General features: G+C 38.6%; 12 protein-coding genes and 2 rRNA genes. 12 read left to right on the top strand and 2 right to left on the bottom strand.

All coding sequences use genetic code 11. The features are described from left to right. Positions 1-213: 213 nt before the first annotated feature. The 7 genes from H3T47_RS00070 to H3T47_RS00040 all read left to right on the top strand — a co-directional run bounded on the left by H3T47_RS00070 (position 214) and on the right by H3T47_RS00040 (position 10,267). On the top strand, positions 214-1,518 hold the full coding sequence (locus tag H3T47_RS00070; RefSeq protein ID WP_199282144.1) for an extracellular solute-binding protein: 1,305 nt from the start codon (positions 214-216) through the stop codon (positions 1,516-1,518). 136 nt (positions 1,519-1,654) lie between these two features. Then, positions 1,655-2,572 (top strand): magnesium transporter CorA family protein, encoded by a 918-nt coding sequence (locus tag H3T47_RS00065; RefSeq protein WP_046326741.1) that lies wholly within the window; start codon positions 1,655-1,657, stop codon positions 2,570-2,572. Between the two features lie 14 nt (positions 2,573-2,586). Further along, on the top strand, positions 2,587-3,510 hold the full coding sequence (locus H3T47_RS00060; RefSeq protein ID WP_199282143.1) for a serine hydrolase: 924 nt from the start codon (positions 2,587-2,589) through the stop codon (positions 3,508-3,510). A 161-nt stretch (positions 3,511-3,671) separates the two neighbouring features. Beyond that, a complete protein-coding gene (locus H3T47_RS00055; protein WP_046326743.1) occupies positions 3,672-4,259 on the top strand; it encodes a TetR/AcrR family transcriptional regulator in 588 nt (195 codons plus the stop codon). Further along, on the top strand, positions 4,252-7,284 hold the full coding sequence (locus tag H3T47_RS00050; RefSeq protein ID WP_199282142.1) for an MMPL family transporter: 3,033 nt from the start codon (positions 4,252-4,254) through the stop codon (positions 7,282-7,284). Before H3T47_RS00055 ends, H3T47_RS00050 begins: the two co-directional genes overlap by 8 nt. 317 nt (positions 7,285-7,601) lie before the next feature. Continuing rightward, complete coding sequence (locus H3T47_RS00045; RefSeq protein WP_199282141.1) at positions 7,602-9,161, top strand: ATP-binding cassette domain-containing protein; 1,560 nt, start codon at positions 7,602-7,604, stop codon at positions 9,159-9,161. Positions 9,162-9,256: 95 nt separating this feature from the next. Further along, a complete protein-coding gene (locus H3T47_RS00040; protein ID WP_199282140.1) occupies positions 9,257-10,267 on the top strand; it encodes a zinc ribbon domain-containing protein in 1,011 nt (336 codons plus the stop codon). Positions 10,268-10,339: 72 nt separating this feature from the next. Here the strand turns inward: H3T47_RS00040 and H3T47_RS00035 are convergent, their stop codons facing one another. Beyond that, positions 10,340-11,716 carry an NAD-dependent succinate-semialdehyde dehydrogenase gene (locus H3T47_RS00035; protein ID WP_046326747.1) on the bottom strand — a complete coding sequence of 459 codons (1,377 nt, stop codon included), beginning with the start codon at positions 11,714-11,716 and terminating at the stop codon, positions 10,340-10,342. Between the two features lie 116 nt (positions 11,717-11,832). Continuing rightward, entirely contained in the window at positions 11,833-12,615 is a 783-nt protein-coding gene (locus H3T47_RS00030; RefSeq protein ID WP_046326748.1) for an alpha/beta hydrolase, read from the bottom strand. Between the two features lie 199 nt (positions 12,616-12,814). Between H3T47_RS00030 and H3T47_RS00025 the strand changes: the two genes are divergently transcribed. The 5 genes from H3T47_RS00025 to H3T47_RS00005 all read left to right on the top strand — a co-directional run. Next, positions 12,815-13,420, top strand: a complete 606-nt coding sequence (locus H3T47_RS00025; protein ID WP_046326749.1) for a TVP38/TMEM64 family protein — start codon at positions 12,815-12,817, stop codon at positions 13,418-13,420. After that, positions 13,420-13,950, top strand: coding sequence for a GNAT family N-acetyltransferase (locus H3T47_RS00020; RefSeq protein WP_199282139.1), 531 nt, complete (start codon positions 13,420-13,422; stop codon positions 13,948-13,950). Before H3T47_RS00025 ends, H3T47_RS00020 begins: the two co-directional genes overlap by 1 nt. A gap of 378 nt (positions 13,951-14,328) precedes the next feature. Continuing rightward, positions 14,329-15,636: a serine--tRNA ligase gene (gene serS, locus H3T47_RS00015; RefSeq protein WP_199282138.1), complete on the top strand. Its 1,308-nt coding sequence runs from the start codon at positions 14,329-14,331 to the stop codon at positions 15,634-15,636. A 575-nt stretch (positions 15,637-16,211) separates the two neighbouring features. After that, positions 16,212-17,777: ribosomal RNA gene (locus tag H3T47_RS00010) — 16S ribosomal RNA — on the top strand. Positions 17,778-17,995: 218 nt separating this feature from the next. Then, positions 17,996-18,464 (top strand): 23S ribosomal RNA (locus tag H3T47_RS00005); the annotation flags it as partial.

Raw genomic sequence — 18,464 nt, 5'->3', positions numbered from 1 at the left:
ATTGGTTAAAAAAGAACAAAATAGCGGCGAGCGATTAATTGTTCGCAACGTATCGAACTTTAAATCAAAATAAGTTTAAATAGCCAAAAAAAAGCGAATTTTTTCAATTGGATTTATTGTATTCTGGTATTGTTTGCTATACAATAAGTGAGAGTTAAATGCTCAAGTAATCACTACTGGGCAATTGAAAATATTCTGGAGGAAAAATATATCATGAATTTTAGTAAAAAGCTGGCGGCATTTGCAGTCGCGAGCTTGGCGTTAATTGGAACTGCTGCTTGTTCTAACAATAACAATAGTTCATCATCCTCAAGCTCTAAAATACCAAAAGTTACTCAAAAAACCACTGTTGTCTTTTGGCATGGAATGCAGGGCTCTCAGGAAAAAACGCTAAAAAGTTTGGCTCAAGATTTTGAAAATAAAAATCCTAAGATTAAGATTAAACTTGAGCAACAAGGTGATTATGATAACCTGCAATCTAAAATTACATCAACTTTGCAATCACCTAAAAATTTACCGACAATCACCCAAGCATATCCTGGCTGGCTTGAAAGTGCAGCTAAAAATAAGATGCTGGTCGACCTTAAGCCATACATCAATAACAAAGATGTTGGTTGGGGCAGTGTAGAAGCATCAGGCATTAAAACTGATATGTTGAACGGAGCCCAAATTAAAGGCACGCAATACGGTATTCCTTTCAATAAGTCAATTGAGGTTTTGATTTATAACCCGAAGATGCTTAAGCGCTATGGCGTTACAAAAGTACCTACAACTATGAGTGGGGTCAAGGCTGCAGCTCAAACTATTTACGAAAAGAGTAATCACAAGGTAGTCGGTGCCGGCTTCGATGACTTGGACAACTACTATGTTTTGGGTATGAAGAACCAAGGTGAAGACTTCTCCAGCAAAATCAATTTTACGGGAACCAAGTCAAGAAAGTTACTCAATTACTTTATAGCTGGCGAAAAAGCGGGCTACTTTAGAATGCCAGGCTCTGATAAATACTTGTATATTCCATTTACAAATGAGAAGCTGGCTATGTTTGTGACTTCTTCATCAACAGAAACATGGATTAAGCAAGCAGCTAAAAAGGGTTTCAATTATGAAGTTGCTGCCCGCCCAAGTAAATACACTATGTCACAAGGTACCGATATTTACATGTTTAGTCATGCGAGTGCGATGCAAAAGGCAGCTGCCTTCAAATTTATGAAATACCTTTCTAGTAAAGAAAGCCAAATTAAGTGGGCTAAAGAAACGGGATATATTCCAGTTAATGAAGAAGCAACTAAGTCAGATACTTATAAGTCAAACAAAGACTTTAAGCTGCCTGCTAAGTTGGAAGATATTCTTAATGCCAATTCACTTTACAGTGTTCCTGTGATTAAGGATTCTAGTGCTACATTTAGTCAATTGACACCGATAATGCAATCTATTTTATCGGCTGCACAAAAGAACCGGAATGTTGAAAAAGCAATCACAACTGGTAAAAATAAATTTAATGCGGCATGGCAACAATAACAAAGCGCTATAAGATTAAAAAAACAGGTTGATGCCTGTTTTTTTTATTTGTCGTTTTTCACTTGAATGGTAAGATAATATTGGCATAAAAAAGCTGGTACAAAACCGGCTAAATATAACGGCCAGGGGTGAAAAAGTGATTAGAGAGCAAAAGTTTCCGGTGGAAACCAATTATAAATGGTATGACATCAGTAATTTGAGTGAAGAAGACAGCAACCGACTGCAAATAGATTTCCATTTCACTCCAGATATGATTTCTTATATTTCTGATAGACATGAAAGGCCGCACTATGATTACGATACGCATACTCATATTCACTTACTAGTTTATGACGTGCCGATTTGGCCCACTAAGACAATTAAGCACTTTACGGCACATCCAGTTACTTTTTTAGTATCTGGTCAAAATATTTTTACGTTTCACACAGAATCAACCAGTTATGTATTTGATGAGTTCAATGATAATACTTCAAGACGGGATTTATCCTTGGCTCAGGACGTGACTGAATTGCTAATGAAATTTTTGTTGTACTTATCACAGTATTTTCAACGTGCGGTTACGCAACTTGACGCTGAGCGCAACAGTTTAGATCAAAAATTATCTGGCGATATTAATAATAAAGATTTGGTTGAATTGTCAAATATTGAAAAAAGCTTGGTGTATCTTTCCAGCTCAATTCAAACTAATTTAATGATGCTGCACAGCTTAAAAATGTCTGAATTGGATTTTACTAAGCCTGGGCGTGAACGACTAGATGATGTATTGATTGAATCAAATCAGGCGGCAGAAATGGTGAAAATTTCGCAACAGGTTACGCAAACCTTGTCTGCAACTTCTAACAACATGATGAACAATAATTTGAATGATACTATGAAGTTCCTAACCGTTTGGTCTTTGGTTTTAACAATACCAACGATCTTAACCGGCTTTTATGGTATGAATGTGAGCTTGCCGGTTGGTCATAGTTCTTCTGACTGGATTGCGATCATAGTGGTGACAGTCTTTCTAATGGGTTGGTTGATTGTTTTAATGAAACGACATCATTTCTTTTAAGCTGAGGCGAATACATGAAAAATAAAGTTTTGCTAGGTTCATTAATTACAGCGCTTCTTGCTTTTATGCTCTATTCCGTTAATCTTAAGCGGGTTAAAAATACCAAATTAAAGATTGCAGGACCAAAGCAGGAACAAGTAGTAAAGAATAAAAAAGGTAAAAAAGGTCCCAGTGAGCCAAAAGTTGCCACTGTTGAATACCCTAATCACATTAAAGTAGCAGCAGGCAGTGAGAAAAAATGGGCACAGAAAATTGAGCAGGTGATGGGAAAAGATCATAGCTATCAGGTATGTGTTCAGGATCTGAATAATAATAAATTTGCCCGCGTTGCTAATACCAGTCAACGTCATAGTGTAAATTCTATCAGTCGTTTATTTTTATTGATTGCACTCACATACCAAGAGCAGCATGGCAAATCAATTAACAACAAGACGATAAAAATTAAAAAGAGTGATCGCGCTAAAAAGGAAAAATTGCTGCAAAAGGGGATAGCATACAATGCGTCCTACCTAAAGCAACTAATGCTGCAAGGCAATCAAACAGCTGCTAATGCACTCTTGCGGACGCTTAAACCAGCTAAAGTTAATGCTATTATTAAGAAAATCGGTGTTAAAGATACTGTCATTAAAAATAAGTTTGCCGCTAAAGCAGCAGCTTTGACTACTGCTAACGATTTAAACAAGATTATGGTCAGTCTTTATCATGATCAGATTTTAAGCAGACAGTATTCTAATCAGGTATTGGGCACTCTGAATTCCAGCAGAACCAAGCCTAAGATTATTCGTAATACTAAAGGCTTAATCTATGCTATTGGCGATAGTAAGGCCAATGTAGCTCTGGTACAATCTAATGGTAATGCCTACTGTGTCAGCGTTTGGAGTAATAATGACCAAGACTTTGTTAAACTGGGAAAAGCAGTTAACAGCTTCTTTAAATAACGTTTTTAAATAGTGCTTTACCAAATCTTAAAAAATTGGCCCTAATCAGAATTGAGTTTTAGGGCTTTTTTGATAATATAAAATAATTTACAGCTTGTAGATTGTATTCTTCAAACTGTAGTGCTATATTATTCAGTATGCTGTCAAAAGGAGGGGTGAAATTGGTTAGAAAAAGAAACCTTGATTTGGATAAGGTGATTGCGAAGGCGACGGAGCTGATTGGACGAAAGGGACTTTCCGCGACCACTCTGCCGAACCTAGCTAAAGAGTTAGGCGTTCGTTCACAGTCGCTTTATCATTATGTTTCAGGCCGAAAGCAACTGTTGTCGCTTGTAGGTGCAAGCAGAATTAAAATTTTAGGTAAAAAATTAGTTGATAATCTGATCGGAATTTCAGGTGAGGAAGCTTTACTCAAGTTTGCAGATATTGTCCGTGACTTTATTCTGGATGATCCCGCATTAATTAGTATTCTTTATCATTTGAACGAATACAAGAAAGACGATGCTATTACTCAAGAAATTTTAAAGATAATAGCTTTGGCTGACAAACTAAATTTAAGAAGTGACAGCACGGTTTCGCTCCATTCCTTAATTGGGGCAGTATTGGGATACGTTTTTTTAGATGTATCTGAATCTTTTACAGAAGAAACTAGTGATGAGGCTGATCAGGGTTATCATGAATTAATTATTCAACTAGTTCAGCCTAATAAATTATTGCAAAAAAATAGAAAGGAAAATCGGAGTGCATAAACTAGTAAAAAATCATATTTTCTCGTTAATTGCATGGATTTTAATTTTAATCATTTCTGTTGTGGCTTTGCCAGACGTTACAGGGTTAACCCGTGAGCACTCAAATATTTCCTTACCGTCTGACGTTCAAAGTGAAGTTGCAAAGTCAATTCAAAATGATTGGGGTCCCAAACAAAAAAATACTTATCAGGTTGCGGTAGTTTTTAATAAAGAAAAAGGCAAGCTGACATCTGATGATAAGGATGCCATTAATGAAACTATTGCTAAGCTGAAAGATAATCAAGATCATTACGGTATTAAAATGGTCTTAGGTCCTGATGATAATATTGCGACTAAGAAAAAACTGCAATCAAAGGATAATACCACATGGATAATGCAGTTAAATGTTGCTAAAAAGCACGGACCTATTAATGATGTTGAAGCGCAGCTAACTAAAGCAGTTAAAACAGCTGGTATCAGAACGTATGTTACTGGTGCGGATGTTTTGCAAAATGCCTTTTCAAATGCAATTCAAGAAGGAATTAAGAAAACTGAAGTAATTACAGTAGTCTTTATTTTCATTGTGTTAGTAATCGTCTTCAAGTCGCCGATCGTGCCGTTAATTTCATTACTAACTGTTGGTGTTTCCTTTATTACATCATTTGCGATTGTTACTAACTTAGTTAAATACCAGAACTTCCCGTTTTCCAACTTTACACAAGTCTTTATGATTATTGTGTTGTTCGGAATTGGTACAGACTATAACATCCTGTTATATGACAAATTTAAAGAGGATCTGGGTAAAGGGATGAATCGCTACGAAGCGATGAACAGTGCCTTAAAGGTTGCTGGAAAAACTATCCTTTATTCTGGTTCCTCCATCTTAATTGGTTTTTCAGCTCTCAGTTTAGCCAACTTCTCTATTTACCAATCAGCCGTTGGTGTTGCAGTTGGTGTCGCTGTTTTACTAATTGTATTACTGACGCTTAACCCATTCTTCATGGCTGTTTTAGGTGAAAAAATGTTCTGGCCGGTAAAGAAATTTACTGGTGAACACGAAGATAAATTGTGGCATGGTATTTCAAAAGGTACTCTTGCTCACCCAATTATCTATTTAATTGTACTGGCTGTGGTCGTTATTCCTTTTGGCCTAATGTACACTGGTCACTTGAACTATGATGATACTGACGAAATAGATAATAATGAAACTGCTAAGGCTGGGATGCTGATTGTTGAAGACCATTTTTCAAAGGGAATGGCCGAACCGTCAACACTCTACATTAAGAGTAATCATAAACTTGATAATGAAGCAGATTTACGTCTTATTGATCAATTGACTAGACAATTGCAAGCTTCTAAAGATGTGGCTTTCGTCACTTCTGTTACTCAACCTTATGGTGAGAGCATTGATCAGCTTTACGTTAAGAACCAGCTTAATACGGTTAACCAAGGTGTTGATCAAGCACGTGCCGGTTTAGGTAAATTAAGCAAAGCAAGTAAACAATTATCTGCTGGCGCAAATAAGTTGGCAGATGGTACAAGCCAACTGCAAAATGGTACAAGCCAACTCCAAGATGGCGCAAGTAAGTTGCAAAGCGGCACGAGCAAATTGCAAAATGGTGCAGGCCGTTTGCAAAACGGCACAGGTCAACTGCAAGGCGGCGCCAGTCGTCTGCAAAGTGGAACTGAGCAAATGACTAGTGGCTTAAATCAATTAAATTCTCAACTTGCAAGTGGTAGTGCTGGTATCGCAAATGCGCAGAAGAATACCAAAGCTGCTTTAGAAAAGAGCTATAAAGCTAACTTATCTAAGAGCATTAATAGTATTCCGGGCTTAACTCAGCAGCAAAAGATGGCTGCAATGCAAGCTGCAGGTGCCGCTTTAGAAAAATCCTGGGCAGAAGCTTCCGCATCAATGCCTAACGTATCTGGACAAATGGGTCAGCTTCAATCTGGTGTCGGCAGATTAGCCACTGCTTCGGGCCAATTGAATAATGGCGCCTCGACTCTGAACAGTGGCATTGGTCAACTTAATTCTAGTGCTGGTCAATTAAGCTCGGGTATTGGTCAAGTTAACTCCAGCACTGGTCAATTAAGTTCAGGTATCGGTCAATTAAATTCCAGTGTTGGTCAACTTAATACAGGTGCTGGTCAATTAGCAGCTAATACGCCAAAACTGACTAATGGTGTGGATGAAGTTAATAGTGGCTTAGGACAAGGTGCTGCTTACCTTAATGGCTTAGCAGGTTCTTCTGCCGCAGATACTTTCTATATTCCACAAGAATTTATCAAAAACGATACTTTCCAAACTTCGATTAAGAACTATTTGAGCCCTGACAAAAAGTCAGCCATGCTCATGATTGTCTTTAAGTCAAATCCAAGTAGTCTTAAAGCAACCAAAAAGGCGCAGGACATGAGCTTAATAGCTAAAAAATCTTTTGCAGGCACTCGTCTTAAGAATGCGACAGTAGCAATGGGCGGCGAAAGTTCTAACATTGCTGACATTAAGGATATTGCCAACAGGGACTTTATTAGAACTGCAGCCATAATGCTAATTGGAATTGGCATTGCCTTAATTTTTGTAACTCGTTCACTTTTACAACCTGTCTACATTTTAGGTACACTCCTGATTGCCTACTTCTGCTCATTATCAATTACAGAGTGGGTAGTTAAGGCTACCTTAGGTAAAAGCATGCTAACTTGGAACACGCCGTTCTTTGGCTTTATCATGTTAATTGCTTTAGGTGTTGATTACAGTATCTTCTTGATGACACGCTACCGTGAACTTGAAAACGGCAAGCCAAGTCAAAGAATGCTTAAAGCATGCGGTATTATTGGAACTGTGGTGGTTTCAGCAGCCATTATCTTAGGTGGTACATTTGCCGCATTAATTCCATCAGGAATTCCGACTTTGATTGAAGTTGCTTTGGCAGTGATTATTGGTTTGATAATATTAGTATTTATTATGCCGATTACCTTGTCAGCTGCAGTCAAGTTAACTTATGAAGGTGTTCATTGGCGCAAGAATAAACGTGTTAAAAATTAAGCGAAATTAATTAAAAGGTTGAAATTCTCAGTTAGAGGATTTCAGCCTTTTTTATTCAAAACAATTTTTTAATCCATTTACAAATGTTAATTAGTTATAGTATACTGTTTTTAATTAAATTTTAAGTAGAAGGTAAGGAATACTGGCATGTCAAGACAAGTAAATAATCAATAAGCTCTAGTTGTAGTTTTAAATCAATCACCACTTTTTAATTTTTAACTCAACGTAGAGCGATCTTATTTATCAAGTAGAGTAATTTTAGCAGCTTATAATTGCGGCTTACTTTACTAATTACGCATATACATTGAGGTATTATAGTGGAATTAATTAAAATAGATTATTTACAAGTTGACGTGGCAGCTTCTAAACTGCTGACTGTCTCAAATTTGAGCATCAATTCTAGACAAAAAATTGGTTTGATTGGTAATAATGGTGCCGGTAAAACCACTTTAATGAAGATTCTTGCTCAAGAAAAATTTACGGATTTGTTTACCATTAAAGGTGCAGTTATTAACAATTGTAATTTTGCTTATGTTCCGCAATTGCTTGATGCTGGTGATAAGAGTGGCGGGCAAAGAGAGAAATTAGCTCTCAATAGGGCCATTGCCAAATTAAAAAATATGCCTAACGGCTTGCTGCTTTTAGACGAACCCACATCTAATTTGGATATTACGCAGCAACAATGGTTAATAAAGTTAATAAATAAAAGCAAAATTGCCTGTTTAATTGTCAGTCATGACCAGAACTTTTTGGATAACGTCTGTAATTCAATCTGGTATATTCAAGATCAAGAAGTGCACAATTTCTCTGGGACTTATGAAGAATTTCGCAGCTTTAGACAAGATGAACAAAAACGAGCAGAAACGATTTATGAGCAAAAGGAAAAGCACCTTGAGCAGTTAAAGAGAAGTTATAATCAGCATTTTAATAAGGCCAGAACTTTTTCTCGTAACAAAAAGGGACTTTCTTCATCTGACTGGCGGTCAAAGTCGCTAGGAAAACAAAAAACAGCCAATAATGTCATCAGAGCCAGTAAAAGTCTTGCTAACCGCATCAATAAGGAAAAAGGAGAGCTAGAAAAGCCGCCAGTTCATCATGCGATTACCTTGAAAAATGGCAACAATGGGATAACTGACCTGTCTATTTCTTCGAAAAGCAAGGCATTACGGCTGGAGAAGCAACCGCTTAATGCTTATGGGCAGAAGTTGTTTAACATTACGCAAGAAGTAAATCTTGCTTATGGCTCAAAAATAGTTTTAACTGGGCAAAACGGTGTTGGCAAAACTGTTTTTCTGGAACAAGTTAAGGATAGGAAACTGCATGGTTTTTATAATCCGCAATTAAAAATAGGTTATTTTAACCAAAACATAGTTACAAGCCAAACGGATAAAACGTTATTTGATTCTCTTTTTGCCACCAGCATATTCGATAATAGTTCGACTATGCAGGTCTTGGGCGATTTGCATTTGCGCCAATATGGAGACCATAAAATAAGTGATCTTAGTGGTGGCCAGCTTGTGTGTTTCAATTTAGCAAAAATAATTACCGGCCAATATAATCTATTGCTGCTTGATGAACCCACAAACTTTTTAGATATTGCCTCTATTAATGCACTGGCGGAATTTGTGAAAGTTTATCCGTTTGCTATGATACTTGTGTCACACGATCAAGCATTTATCAAACAGCTTAAAGTTGAAAGATGGCAAATTAAGAATGGTCTGCTGCTCACTTCGCAGGCGCAAAAAGTGAAGCAGCAGAAAAGGAATAATAATGAGTTAGAACTACTCAAGTTTAAGCTCGATCAATTAATGCTTGATTCGAAAGCTTCAATTTCTGAAATAAAGCAAGTTAAAGCAAAAATTCAAGAATTACAGTAAAAGACTGTATTAAAATAGTGATAAAGAATTTTCCTTATCGCTATTTTTGTTTTATGATTAACCTATTAACAATTATTGATTAAAGGAAGCTTCTTATGACTACTTGTCCAAACTGTGGTCGTCCCATCACTGATGAGGATGTTAAATGTCCAAATTGTCATTTTGACTTACAAAAATATCGTGAGACTTTTTTCACAGATCAACACCAAAAGGCTGTTTTTGAAGATGAAACGACCGGCAAAAAAATTGCTAGTCGCAAATTATACCGGCAAGAATTTTATCCAGCAAAGCAAAACTCTGTTATTGCACGAATGCTAAAGTGGATTCATGTGAACAGTATGATCGTATTTCTGCTGGGAATTGCATTGTTAATCCTGATGAGTTTTTCTCGCAGTTTTGGTTGGATTTGCTTTTTTGCTTTATTAGTTTGGCTCTATTTTGTGTGCAGCCGGCAAGAAAAGATTGATCGCTACACCGTAGATGAACGCTTAACACAAAAAATAAATCAGCTCGGATCCAATATGTTTAATGACGTAGCTGAATCGAAGGAAAAGGTGAGATCAAAGAGCAGGCTAGCCCAGAAAAGTATTAAAAATAAGGAAAATGCCCCGATGAAAAAGCACTTTTCTTATGTACAGCTGTTAGTAGTTTTGCTGGCAATAATAAACTTAATTGTTTTATTTACTGGATCAGGTGCGTCTGTTTTAGACGTGACTTACAGTCAAAAAATGTCAATTACGCGGGTAACTTTCAGATTAGCCGGCAGACTCTTTTCTTCAAATGCCACTTTACTGTCTGGAGTAGTGCTTTGTGTAATCTGGCTAGTCATCGTTTTGATTCCGCTGTTTATTATTTACCATACAATGAAAGATACTAAAAAGAGCAGGATAATTGCTTTTTCACTGTCTTTAATTGAAAGTATTTTCCTAATTTACCTTATTTTTAGAATGTCAAACAGTTCATTGTCTAATCGGGGCATTTTGCATAGCATTACTAGCCAATTGCTTTTGTATGCTGTTTCAATAGGAGCTTCAACGTATTTCTTGATTTTAGCCAGCGTGATGACGACTGGACTAACCGGTTATAACCTCATGCGCCACCGTTAAAATAAATTTAATCAAATAAAAAGCTGATAAACTAGCGTCTATCAGCCTTTTTAATTTGTCTTCTTATAAATATTACTTGGTCGGCATAGAAATTACTAAGTGCTCGTTAACAAAAGCCATCAAGCCAAGATCGCTGAGTTCACGACCATAGCCGGATTTCTTAATGCCACCGAATGGTAATTCACCTGAACTAATCCAAGTACCGTTAATTACTGTCATACCAGTTTCAATTTGAGCGGCAACGTTTTGTGCACGTTCAAGATTGGAGCTGATAACTGAAGAACCTAAGCCGTAGCTGGAATCATTAGCTAAAGCAATAGCAGCATCTTCATCTTCTACTTCGTAGACAATAGCTACTGGGCCGAAGAATTCTTGGTCAAATGCAGGATTATCACGATCAATATCAGTCAGGATAGTTGGACGGAAGAAGGCACCATCAGAATCAATTTCAGGATATTGATAGAATACTTTGGCGCCGGCACCAATAGCTTGGTCAACTTGCTTGGTTAATTTATCCTTGGCACCTTGTGAATTCATTGGTGGCAAAGTTGTGTTTGGATCAAGCGGATCGCCAGCTTTTAAGCTAGAAAAGACGCTCTTTAATTCTTGGAGAGTTTCTTCATAACGTGATTTAACAACAATAATACGCTTAGAAGATGTACATACTTGTCCGTCATTATAGGTTCTAGCAGAACTAAGTGCTTGTTTTAAGACTTGCGGATCAGCATCATCAAGAATAATGAAAGCATCATTGCCGCCAAGTTCCATTGTCGACTTTTTCAGGTTTTTACCGGCATTTTCAGCAACAGAAGAACCACCACGCTCTGAACCAGTTAAAGCTACTCCTTGAATTCTAGGATCAGCAATAATTTGATCAAGTTGGTCATAACTTGGGTAAAGGTTGATTAAACTTCCTTCCGGAGCTCCTGCTTGTTTAATAATTTTAGCAATTAATGCTGCTGAACCAGGAACATTATGCGCATGTTTGAGAATAATAGGATTACCCACAATAAAGTTTGGTGCAAATACTCTGATTACTTGATAAAGTGGGAAATTCCATGGTTCACAAGCCATTACTACACCAGTTGCTTGCTTTAGGTAATATGCATCGCCCAGTTTGGAGTCAATTGGCTCTGGTTTTAACAATTCAGGACCTTTATCGGCAAAATAGTCACAAATAGAAGCGCAAAGATCAACTTCACCTTCTGCTTCACCAATCATTTTACCCATTTCACGGGTCATGATTTCAGCCATTTCTTTTTTATGCTCGCGCAAACCATCTGCTACTTGATGCAGGGTCTTAGACCGTGTTTCAGGCTTTTCATGACGCCACTTGTGATACAATGCATCGGTTAAATTAAGAGCATCCTCTATTTGATCAGAAGTAGGATTGTCATAATTGGCAAAGTTTTCGTTAGTATATGGATTAATTGATTGATATTTAGCCATAATATTATCTCCTTAAAAATTTGTAGGATAAGCTTATCAAGAATATAAAACGTTTTCATTAATTATTATAGCACATACAGAATATTTTACTAATCAATAGTAAGTAAAAATAAAAATTATTTTATTGCATTTAAAAGATAGTTTAGTGATTGCTCCAGATATTGAGTGGAATAAGACATTGCGTGCTTATTACCAGCTATTATTTTCAAGTCAACCGCATGATTTTGTTGAGCTAGAACAGCAATAAAGTCAAGCAAATACTTAATAGGCGATAATTCATCTGCAGAATTAATCATCAATAGCTGCTGTAAATTACTATAGTCATAAGAAGTAGCATCTATTTTCTTTAAGACTAGTGCGTCTTCTGAACTGGCATATGCTAAAGTAAAATATTTATAAAAGGCATCATTAATATCATGTAAATTAGTTAAGCCCAGTTCCTTGCGACCATCAACTGAAGCTGTCACTTTCTGGTGGTCTTTCATCCACTTTGAGTAGTTAACTGGTGCTGACCAAGTAACAGTGGGGAAACCATATTTGCCAGCAATATTAAGAGCCATTGTTCCACCACTGCTAGCTCCTATTTGAGTGATGTCTACCTTTTTATTAGCAACGTATTTACTTTTTAGCAACCACTTTACAAAATTAATGCTGTCTTCGTGTGCGGCTGGAAACGGGTGTTGCGGTGCAAGGGAGTAGTTGGGAGCAAAGACGGTAAAACCATGAGCGGCTATTTTACTACATAGTTCTTTAAAGCTGCTTTTGTCACCGCGAAACCAACCACCGCCATGCCAAAATAATAGTATTTTATTATTGGAACTATCATTATCTGGCTCATAAATATCTACTTGTAAATCTTTTTGTTTATCATAAGTGACGTCAGTAATAAATTTGGTCATCCGAATTTCCTCCAAAAATTAATTAAGTATTATTAACTATTATACTGTAATTAGGACAGCTGACCGTTTTAAAACAAGCTTCCTTTTATTTCATAAATGTAAATATTTAAGTTATTTTAATTATTAGTATTTAATGAATTAAAAAGTAATCACTTTGCTTATTTTTTGGTAAAATGAGGCTTAACATTGGAGGTAAGTTATGCATCTGTCTGCTAAAGCTAGTCGAAGATTAATTAACATCTTGACCGTTGTCAGCGGGATTATCATTATTCTATTGTGTATTTATTGGTACAAATTAGGAATATTTACTAGTCAAGCTAAAATGAAAGCATATTTGGCTGATAAGAGAATAATTGGGCCAATAATTTTTGTTGTGATTCAGATTATACAGGTGGTTATCCCTATTATTCCAGGTGGAGTCTCACTTTTAGGCGGAGTGATCTTCTTTGGACCAGTAGCTGGTTTTATTTATAACTATGTTGGAATCTGTGTTGGCTCAATCATCAACTTTTTTTTGGCACGCTTTTATGGCAGACCCTTTATCCTTCATATTGTTTCCGAAAAAACGCTTGATAAATATATGAAGTGGACCAAAAATCAAAGCAAATTTAACTGGTTTTTTGCGATCTGTATTGTAGCGCCAATGGCACCAGATGACGTTTTGTGTCTACTAGCAGGCTTAACAGATATGAAGTTCTGGACTTATTTTTGGATTATCATCTTAGGTAAGCCTTGGACTATTGCAGCCTATAGTTTTGCACTCCAGTTTGGCATGGATTGGTTGCTCAAATTGGTGGGCCATTAATGGCTAATCGCATTTATTTGCGCCCTTTTAACTTGTCGGATGCATCAACTTTACTTAAATGGGGGCAGGATGAATATTATCAGCGCTTAGCAGGCTTTGGTCATTATCAAAATCTAGGTGATGCCGAAAAAGCGGCTGGGCAATATGTGGCAAGAAAATATAGCTATGCTCTCTGCTTGTGCCAATCTCAAAAAATGATTGGTTTAGTTGAGCTATATGAGCGCGGCGTCAGTACCAAAGAATTGCAGGCAACTAAAGAAATTGGCTTTTTGTTAGACAAGGACTTCTCGGGACACGGTTATATGACTGAAGCACTAAAAATAGTGCTGGATTATGCATTCCAAAAACTCAATCAAACTGAAATTTGGGCTGGGGTTTTTGAAAATAATCTACGCTCAAAAAAATTACTAATACGCCTGGGTTTTAAATTTATCTATGCTGTTGATATGAGTAAAGTCAGTGAATTTTCTCAGTATCAAGAAGACTATTTCTTACTGCAAAAGGCACAGTGGTTAGAAGGGAAAAAGTAATTAGGAAATACCGAAATCTTTATCTCATCATTTAAAGTATGTCCGTATTTTTTTAAATACTTAATTTGCGCATAAATAATTGCAAATACTAATAAATACTATTTGCCAAAAAAAGCTTAATAGCTTAAAATAATATCCAAACACGGAATCCTAAGACTGTTTTAGAGAGTTCGCGCTCTGGTGCAAGCGAATAGAAGTCGTTTCCAGATTCCATTAATGTGGGTAATTAATAGTTACACGGCAAGCGGCATCGTTATCGCCGACTTAATGAAGCGCAGCTAACTTATTAGCTGAAAATGGGTGGTACCGCGAAGCCATGTGAAAGCCAATTCGTCCCAATTTTAAGGATGAATTGGCTTTTTTGTGTGGAGGTTAAAAATGCTGGATATTAAATTGATTCGTGAGAATCTTGATTGGGCTAAAGATAAGCTGGGTAGACGCGGCGTTAAGCCAGAAGAACTGGATGAATTAGTCAAAATTGACGCTGATAGACGTGAAGAATTAAATCGCAGTGAGCAACTGAAGGCTGAGAGAAACAAAGTTTCTAAAGAAATTGCTGAAATTAAGAGAAATAAGCAAGATGCTTCCACCGCTGTACAAAAAATGCGTGAAGTTGGACAGGAAATTAAGGAACTAGATGAAAAGGTTGCTGAATTAACTGAAAAGCAAAACTATATCTTATTAAGACTGCCTAATTTCCCTGATGATTCTGATCCAATCGGACCTGATGAAAGTTATAATGAAGAAGTTCGTAAGTGGCACGAACCAACAAAACTCGACTTTAAGCCCAAAGCTCACTGGGAACTTGGTACTGATTTAGATATTTTAGACTGGGACAGAGGCGCTAAGGTTTCAGGTGCGCGTTTTGTCTATTATAAAGGTGCTGGTGCCTTGCTTGAACGGGCAGTGTTTAACTTTTTCTTAGATGAAAATACCAAGGAAGGTTATACCGAAGTTATTCCACCATATTTAGTCAACGACGAGTCAATGCAGGGTACAGGTCAATTTCCTAAATTCCGCGAAGATGTTTATACAATTGTGGATAATGATGATCCTGATAAGCCACTCGATCTGACTTTGATACCAACTGCTGAAGTGCCGCTGGTTAACTATTTCCGTGATGAAATTATTCACGCAGACAAATTACCAATTAACGTTACTGCGCTTTCTCCAGCCTTCAGAAGTGAAGCTGGTTCTGCTGGACGTGATACCCGGGGCTTAATTAGAATGCACGAGTTTAGAAAAGTGGAAATGGTTAAGATTTGTAAGCCGGAAGAGTCTTGGAATGAATTGGACAAACTCACAAACAATGCTGAACACTTGTTACAAAAACTAGATTTACCATATCATGTTGTAGCATTATCAACTGGGGATGCTAGTTTTACTAGTGCCAAAACCTATGATTTGGAAGTGTGGATGCCGGCACAAGATAAGTATCGTGAAATCTCCAGCTGTTCTAACTGTACTGACTTTCAAGCTCGGCGTGCGCAAATTCGTTACCGCGATGAAGATGGTAAACTCCATTTGGCACATACGCTTAATGGCTCGGGCTTAGCTGTCGGCAGAACAGTTGCTGCAATTTTAGAAAATTACCAAAATGAAGATGGCACTGTAACAGTACCCGAAGTTTTAGTTCCTTATATGAATGGAATGAAAAAGATTACTAAAGAAGAAAGTTTAATCTAGTTAATAGACTTGTTAATTTCGTAAGCTGATCAGCTTACGAAATTTTTTTGATAAAAAATCAATCTGAATTTAGCTCCAAAGAGCCTAAATTACGAATATTTAACAAATTGGTCTAGTCAGAAAAAGTAAAAATAGCGTGTATCAGGTATTAGTAAAAACTAATTTGAGAGCAAAATAACTTAAATAACGAACAAAAATTTTAATTTGACGAACTAACACAAAGAGAGTAAGGTATTACTTGTGCTTGAGCGAGTTACAACAAATAACAAGTTCAACATAAATCGAGCAAAACCAGTTGACAAAAAGCGGCAGGTTTAGTAAGATAATAAACGCTGTCAGGTAAGACGGCAAAAACAAGTCAGAAAAAAGTGCTTGACAAAAGCAAATGAATCTGGCAAAATGAAAAAGCTGTTTTAAAGAAGACAGCAGGTAGTACCTTGAAAACTGAACAATGTTTTCGCAAAAATGTGCGGGTTTAAAGAACCCAAAACAAAAGAGCGAAGTCAATTTCGCAAGCAAATAAATCCGAGATGCGAATCTTGGAACGAATGAGCAAACATTCAAACAAACATTTAAAAAATGAGAGTTTGATCCTGGCTCAGGACGAACGCTGGCGGCGTGCCTAATACATGCAAGTCGAGCGAGCAATTTTGACGGAATACTTCGGTAGGAAGTCAGAAGCGCGAGCGGCGGATGGGTGAGTAACACGTGGGCAACCTGCCCTTTAGCTTGGGATACCACTTGGAAACAGGTGCTAATACCAAATAAGCAGCACGAGCGCATGCTCGAGCTGAGAAAGGCGGCTTTCGAGCTGTCACTAAAGGATGGGCCCGCGGTGCATTAGCTAGTTGGTAAGGTAACGGCTTACCAAGGCGATGATGCATAGCCGAGTTGAGAGACTGACCGGCCACATTGGGACTGAGACACGGCCCAAACTCCTACGGGAGGCAGCAGTAGGGAATCTTCCACAATGGACGCAAGTCTGATGGAGCAACGCCGCGTGAGTGAAGAAGGTTTTCGGATCGTAAAGCTCTGTTGTTGGTGAAGAAGGACAAGGGTAGTAACTGATTCTTGTTTGACGGTAATCAACCAGAAAGTCACGGCTAACTACGTGCCAGCAGCCGCGGTAATACGTAGGTGGCAAGCGTTGTCCGGATTTATTGGGCGTAAAGCGAACGCAGGCGGGAGAATAAGTCAGCTGTGAAAGCCCCCAGCTTAACTGGGGAAGTGCAACTGAAACTATTTTTCTTGAGTGCAGAAGAGGAGAGTGGAACTCCATGTGTAGCGGTGGAATGCGTAGATATATGGAAGAACACCAGTGGCGAAGGCGGCTCTCTGGTCTGTAACTGACGCTGAGGTTCGAAAGCATGGGTAGCGAACAGGATTAGATACCCTGGTAGTCCATGCCGTAAACGATGAGTGCTAAGTGTTGGGAGGTTTCCGCCTCTCAGTGCTGCAGCTAACGCATTAAGCACTCCGCCTGGGGAGTACGACCGCAAGGTTAAAACTCAAAGGAATTGACGGGGGCCCGCACAAGCGGTGGAGCATGTGGTTTAATTCGAAGCAACGCGAAGAACCTTACCAGGTCTTGACATCTAGTGCCAGTCCTAGAGATAGGATGTTTCCTTCGGGAACACTAAGACAGGTGGTGCATGGCTGTCGTCAGCTCGTGTCGTGAGATGTTGGGTTAAGTCCCGCAACGAGCGCAACCCTTATTATTAGTTGCCAGCATTAAGTTGGGCACTCTAATGAGACTGCCGGTGACAAACCGGAGGAAGGTGGGGACGACGTCAAGTCATCATGCCCCTTATGACCTGGGCTACACACGTGCTACAATGGTTAGTACAACGAGCAGCGAACCTGCAAAGGCAAGCGAATCTCTGAAAGCTAATCTCAGTTCGGATTGCACTCTGCAACTCGAGTGCATGAAGCTGGAATCGCTAGTAATCGCGGATCAGCACGCCGCGGTGAATACGTTCCCGGGCCTTGTACACACCGCCCGTCACACCATGAGAGTCTGTAATGCCCAAAGCCGGTAGGATAACCTGCAAAGGAGTCAGCCGTCTAAGGCAGGACAGATGATTAGGGTGAAGTCGTAACAAGGTAGCCGTAGGAGAACCTGCGGCTGGATCACCTCCTTTCTAAGGAAAAGCAAAGGCCGAGGCGGAGAGTAGGAATACTAAGAGAAGCCAAGGCAAGAGCAAGGAAAGCACATGAGTAGCGAAGACATTGTTTAGTTTTGAGGGTAATACCTCAAACGAGTTAGTACATTGAAAACTGAATATAATCCAAGAAAAACCGAGAAACAATCAAAAGAGAACAGATTGCTAAAGAGCGACCGAGAGAGTATCTTGAGTAAGGTCAAGTAAAGAAGGGCGCACGGTGAATGCCTGGGCACAATGAGGCGAAGAAGGACGTGACGAACCACGAAAGGCTTCGGGGAGCGGTAAGTACGCAGTGATCCGGAGATATCCGAATGGGGGAACCCAATGCATGCAGATGCATTACCAAGCGGTGAATAGATAGCCGGTTGGGGCAAGACGCAGTGAACTGAAACATCTAAGTAGCTGCAGGAAGAGAAAGAAAGATCGATTTCCTTAGTAGCGGCGAGCGAAGCGGAAAGAGCCCAAACCAGATGATTTATCATCTGGGGTTGTAGGACTGCGACAAGGCAGCGCAAAGGATAGCAGAATTATCTGGGAAGGTAAGCCAGAGAGGGTGAGAGCCCCGTAAGCGAAATCCGGAGCGCGCTGAGCAGGATCCTGAGTAGGTCGGGACACGAGGAATCCCGATTGAAGCAGCGAGGACCATCTCGCAAGGCTAAATAC

It is taken from the genome of Lactobacillus sp. W8093, from assembly GCF_016100925.1.
Classification (GTDB): Bacteria; Bacillota; Bacilli; order Lactobacillales; family Lactobacillaceae; genus Lactobacillus; species Lactobacillus helsingborgensis.
The sequence above is the reverse complement of the archived record's forward strand: the minus strand, read 5'-3'. Positions and strand labels throughout refer to the sequence as shown.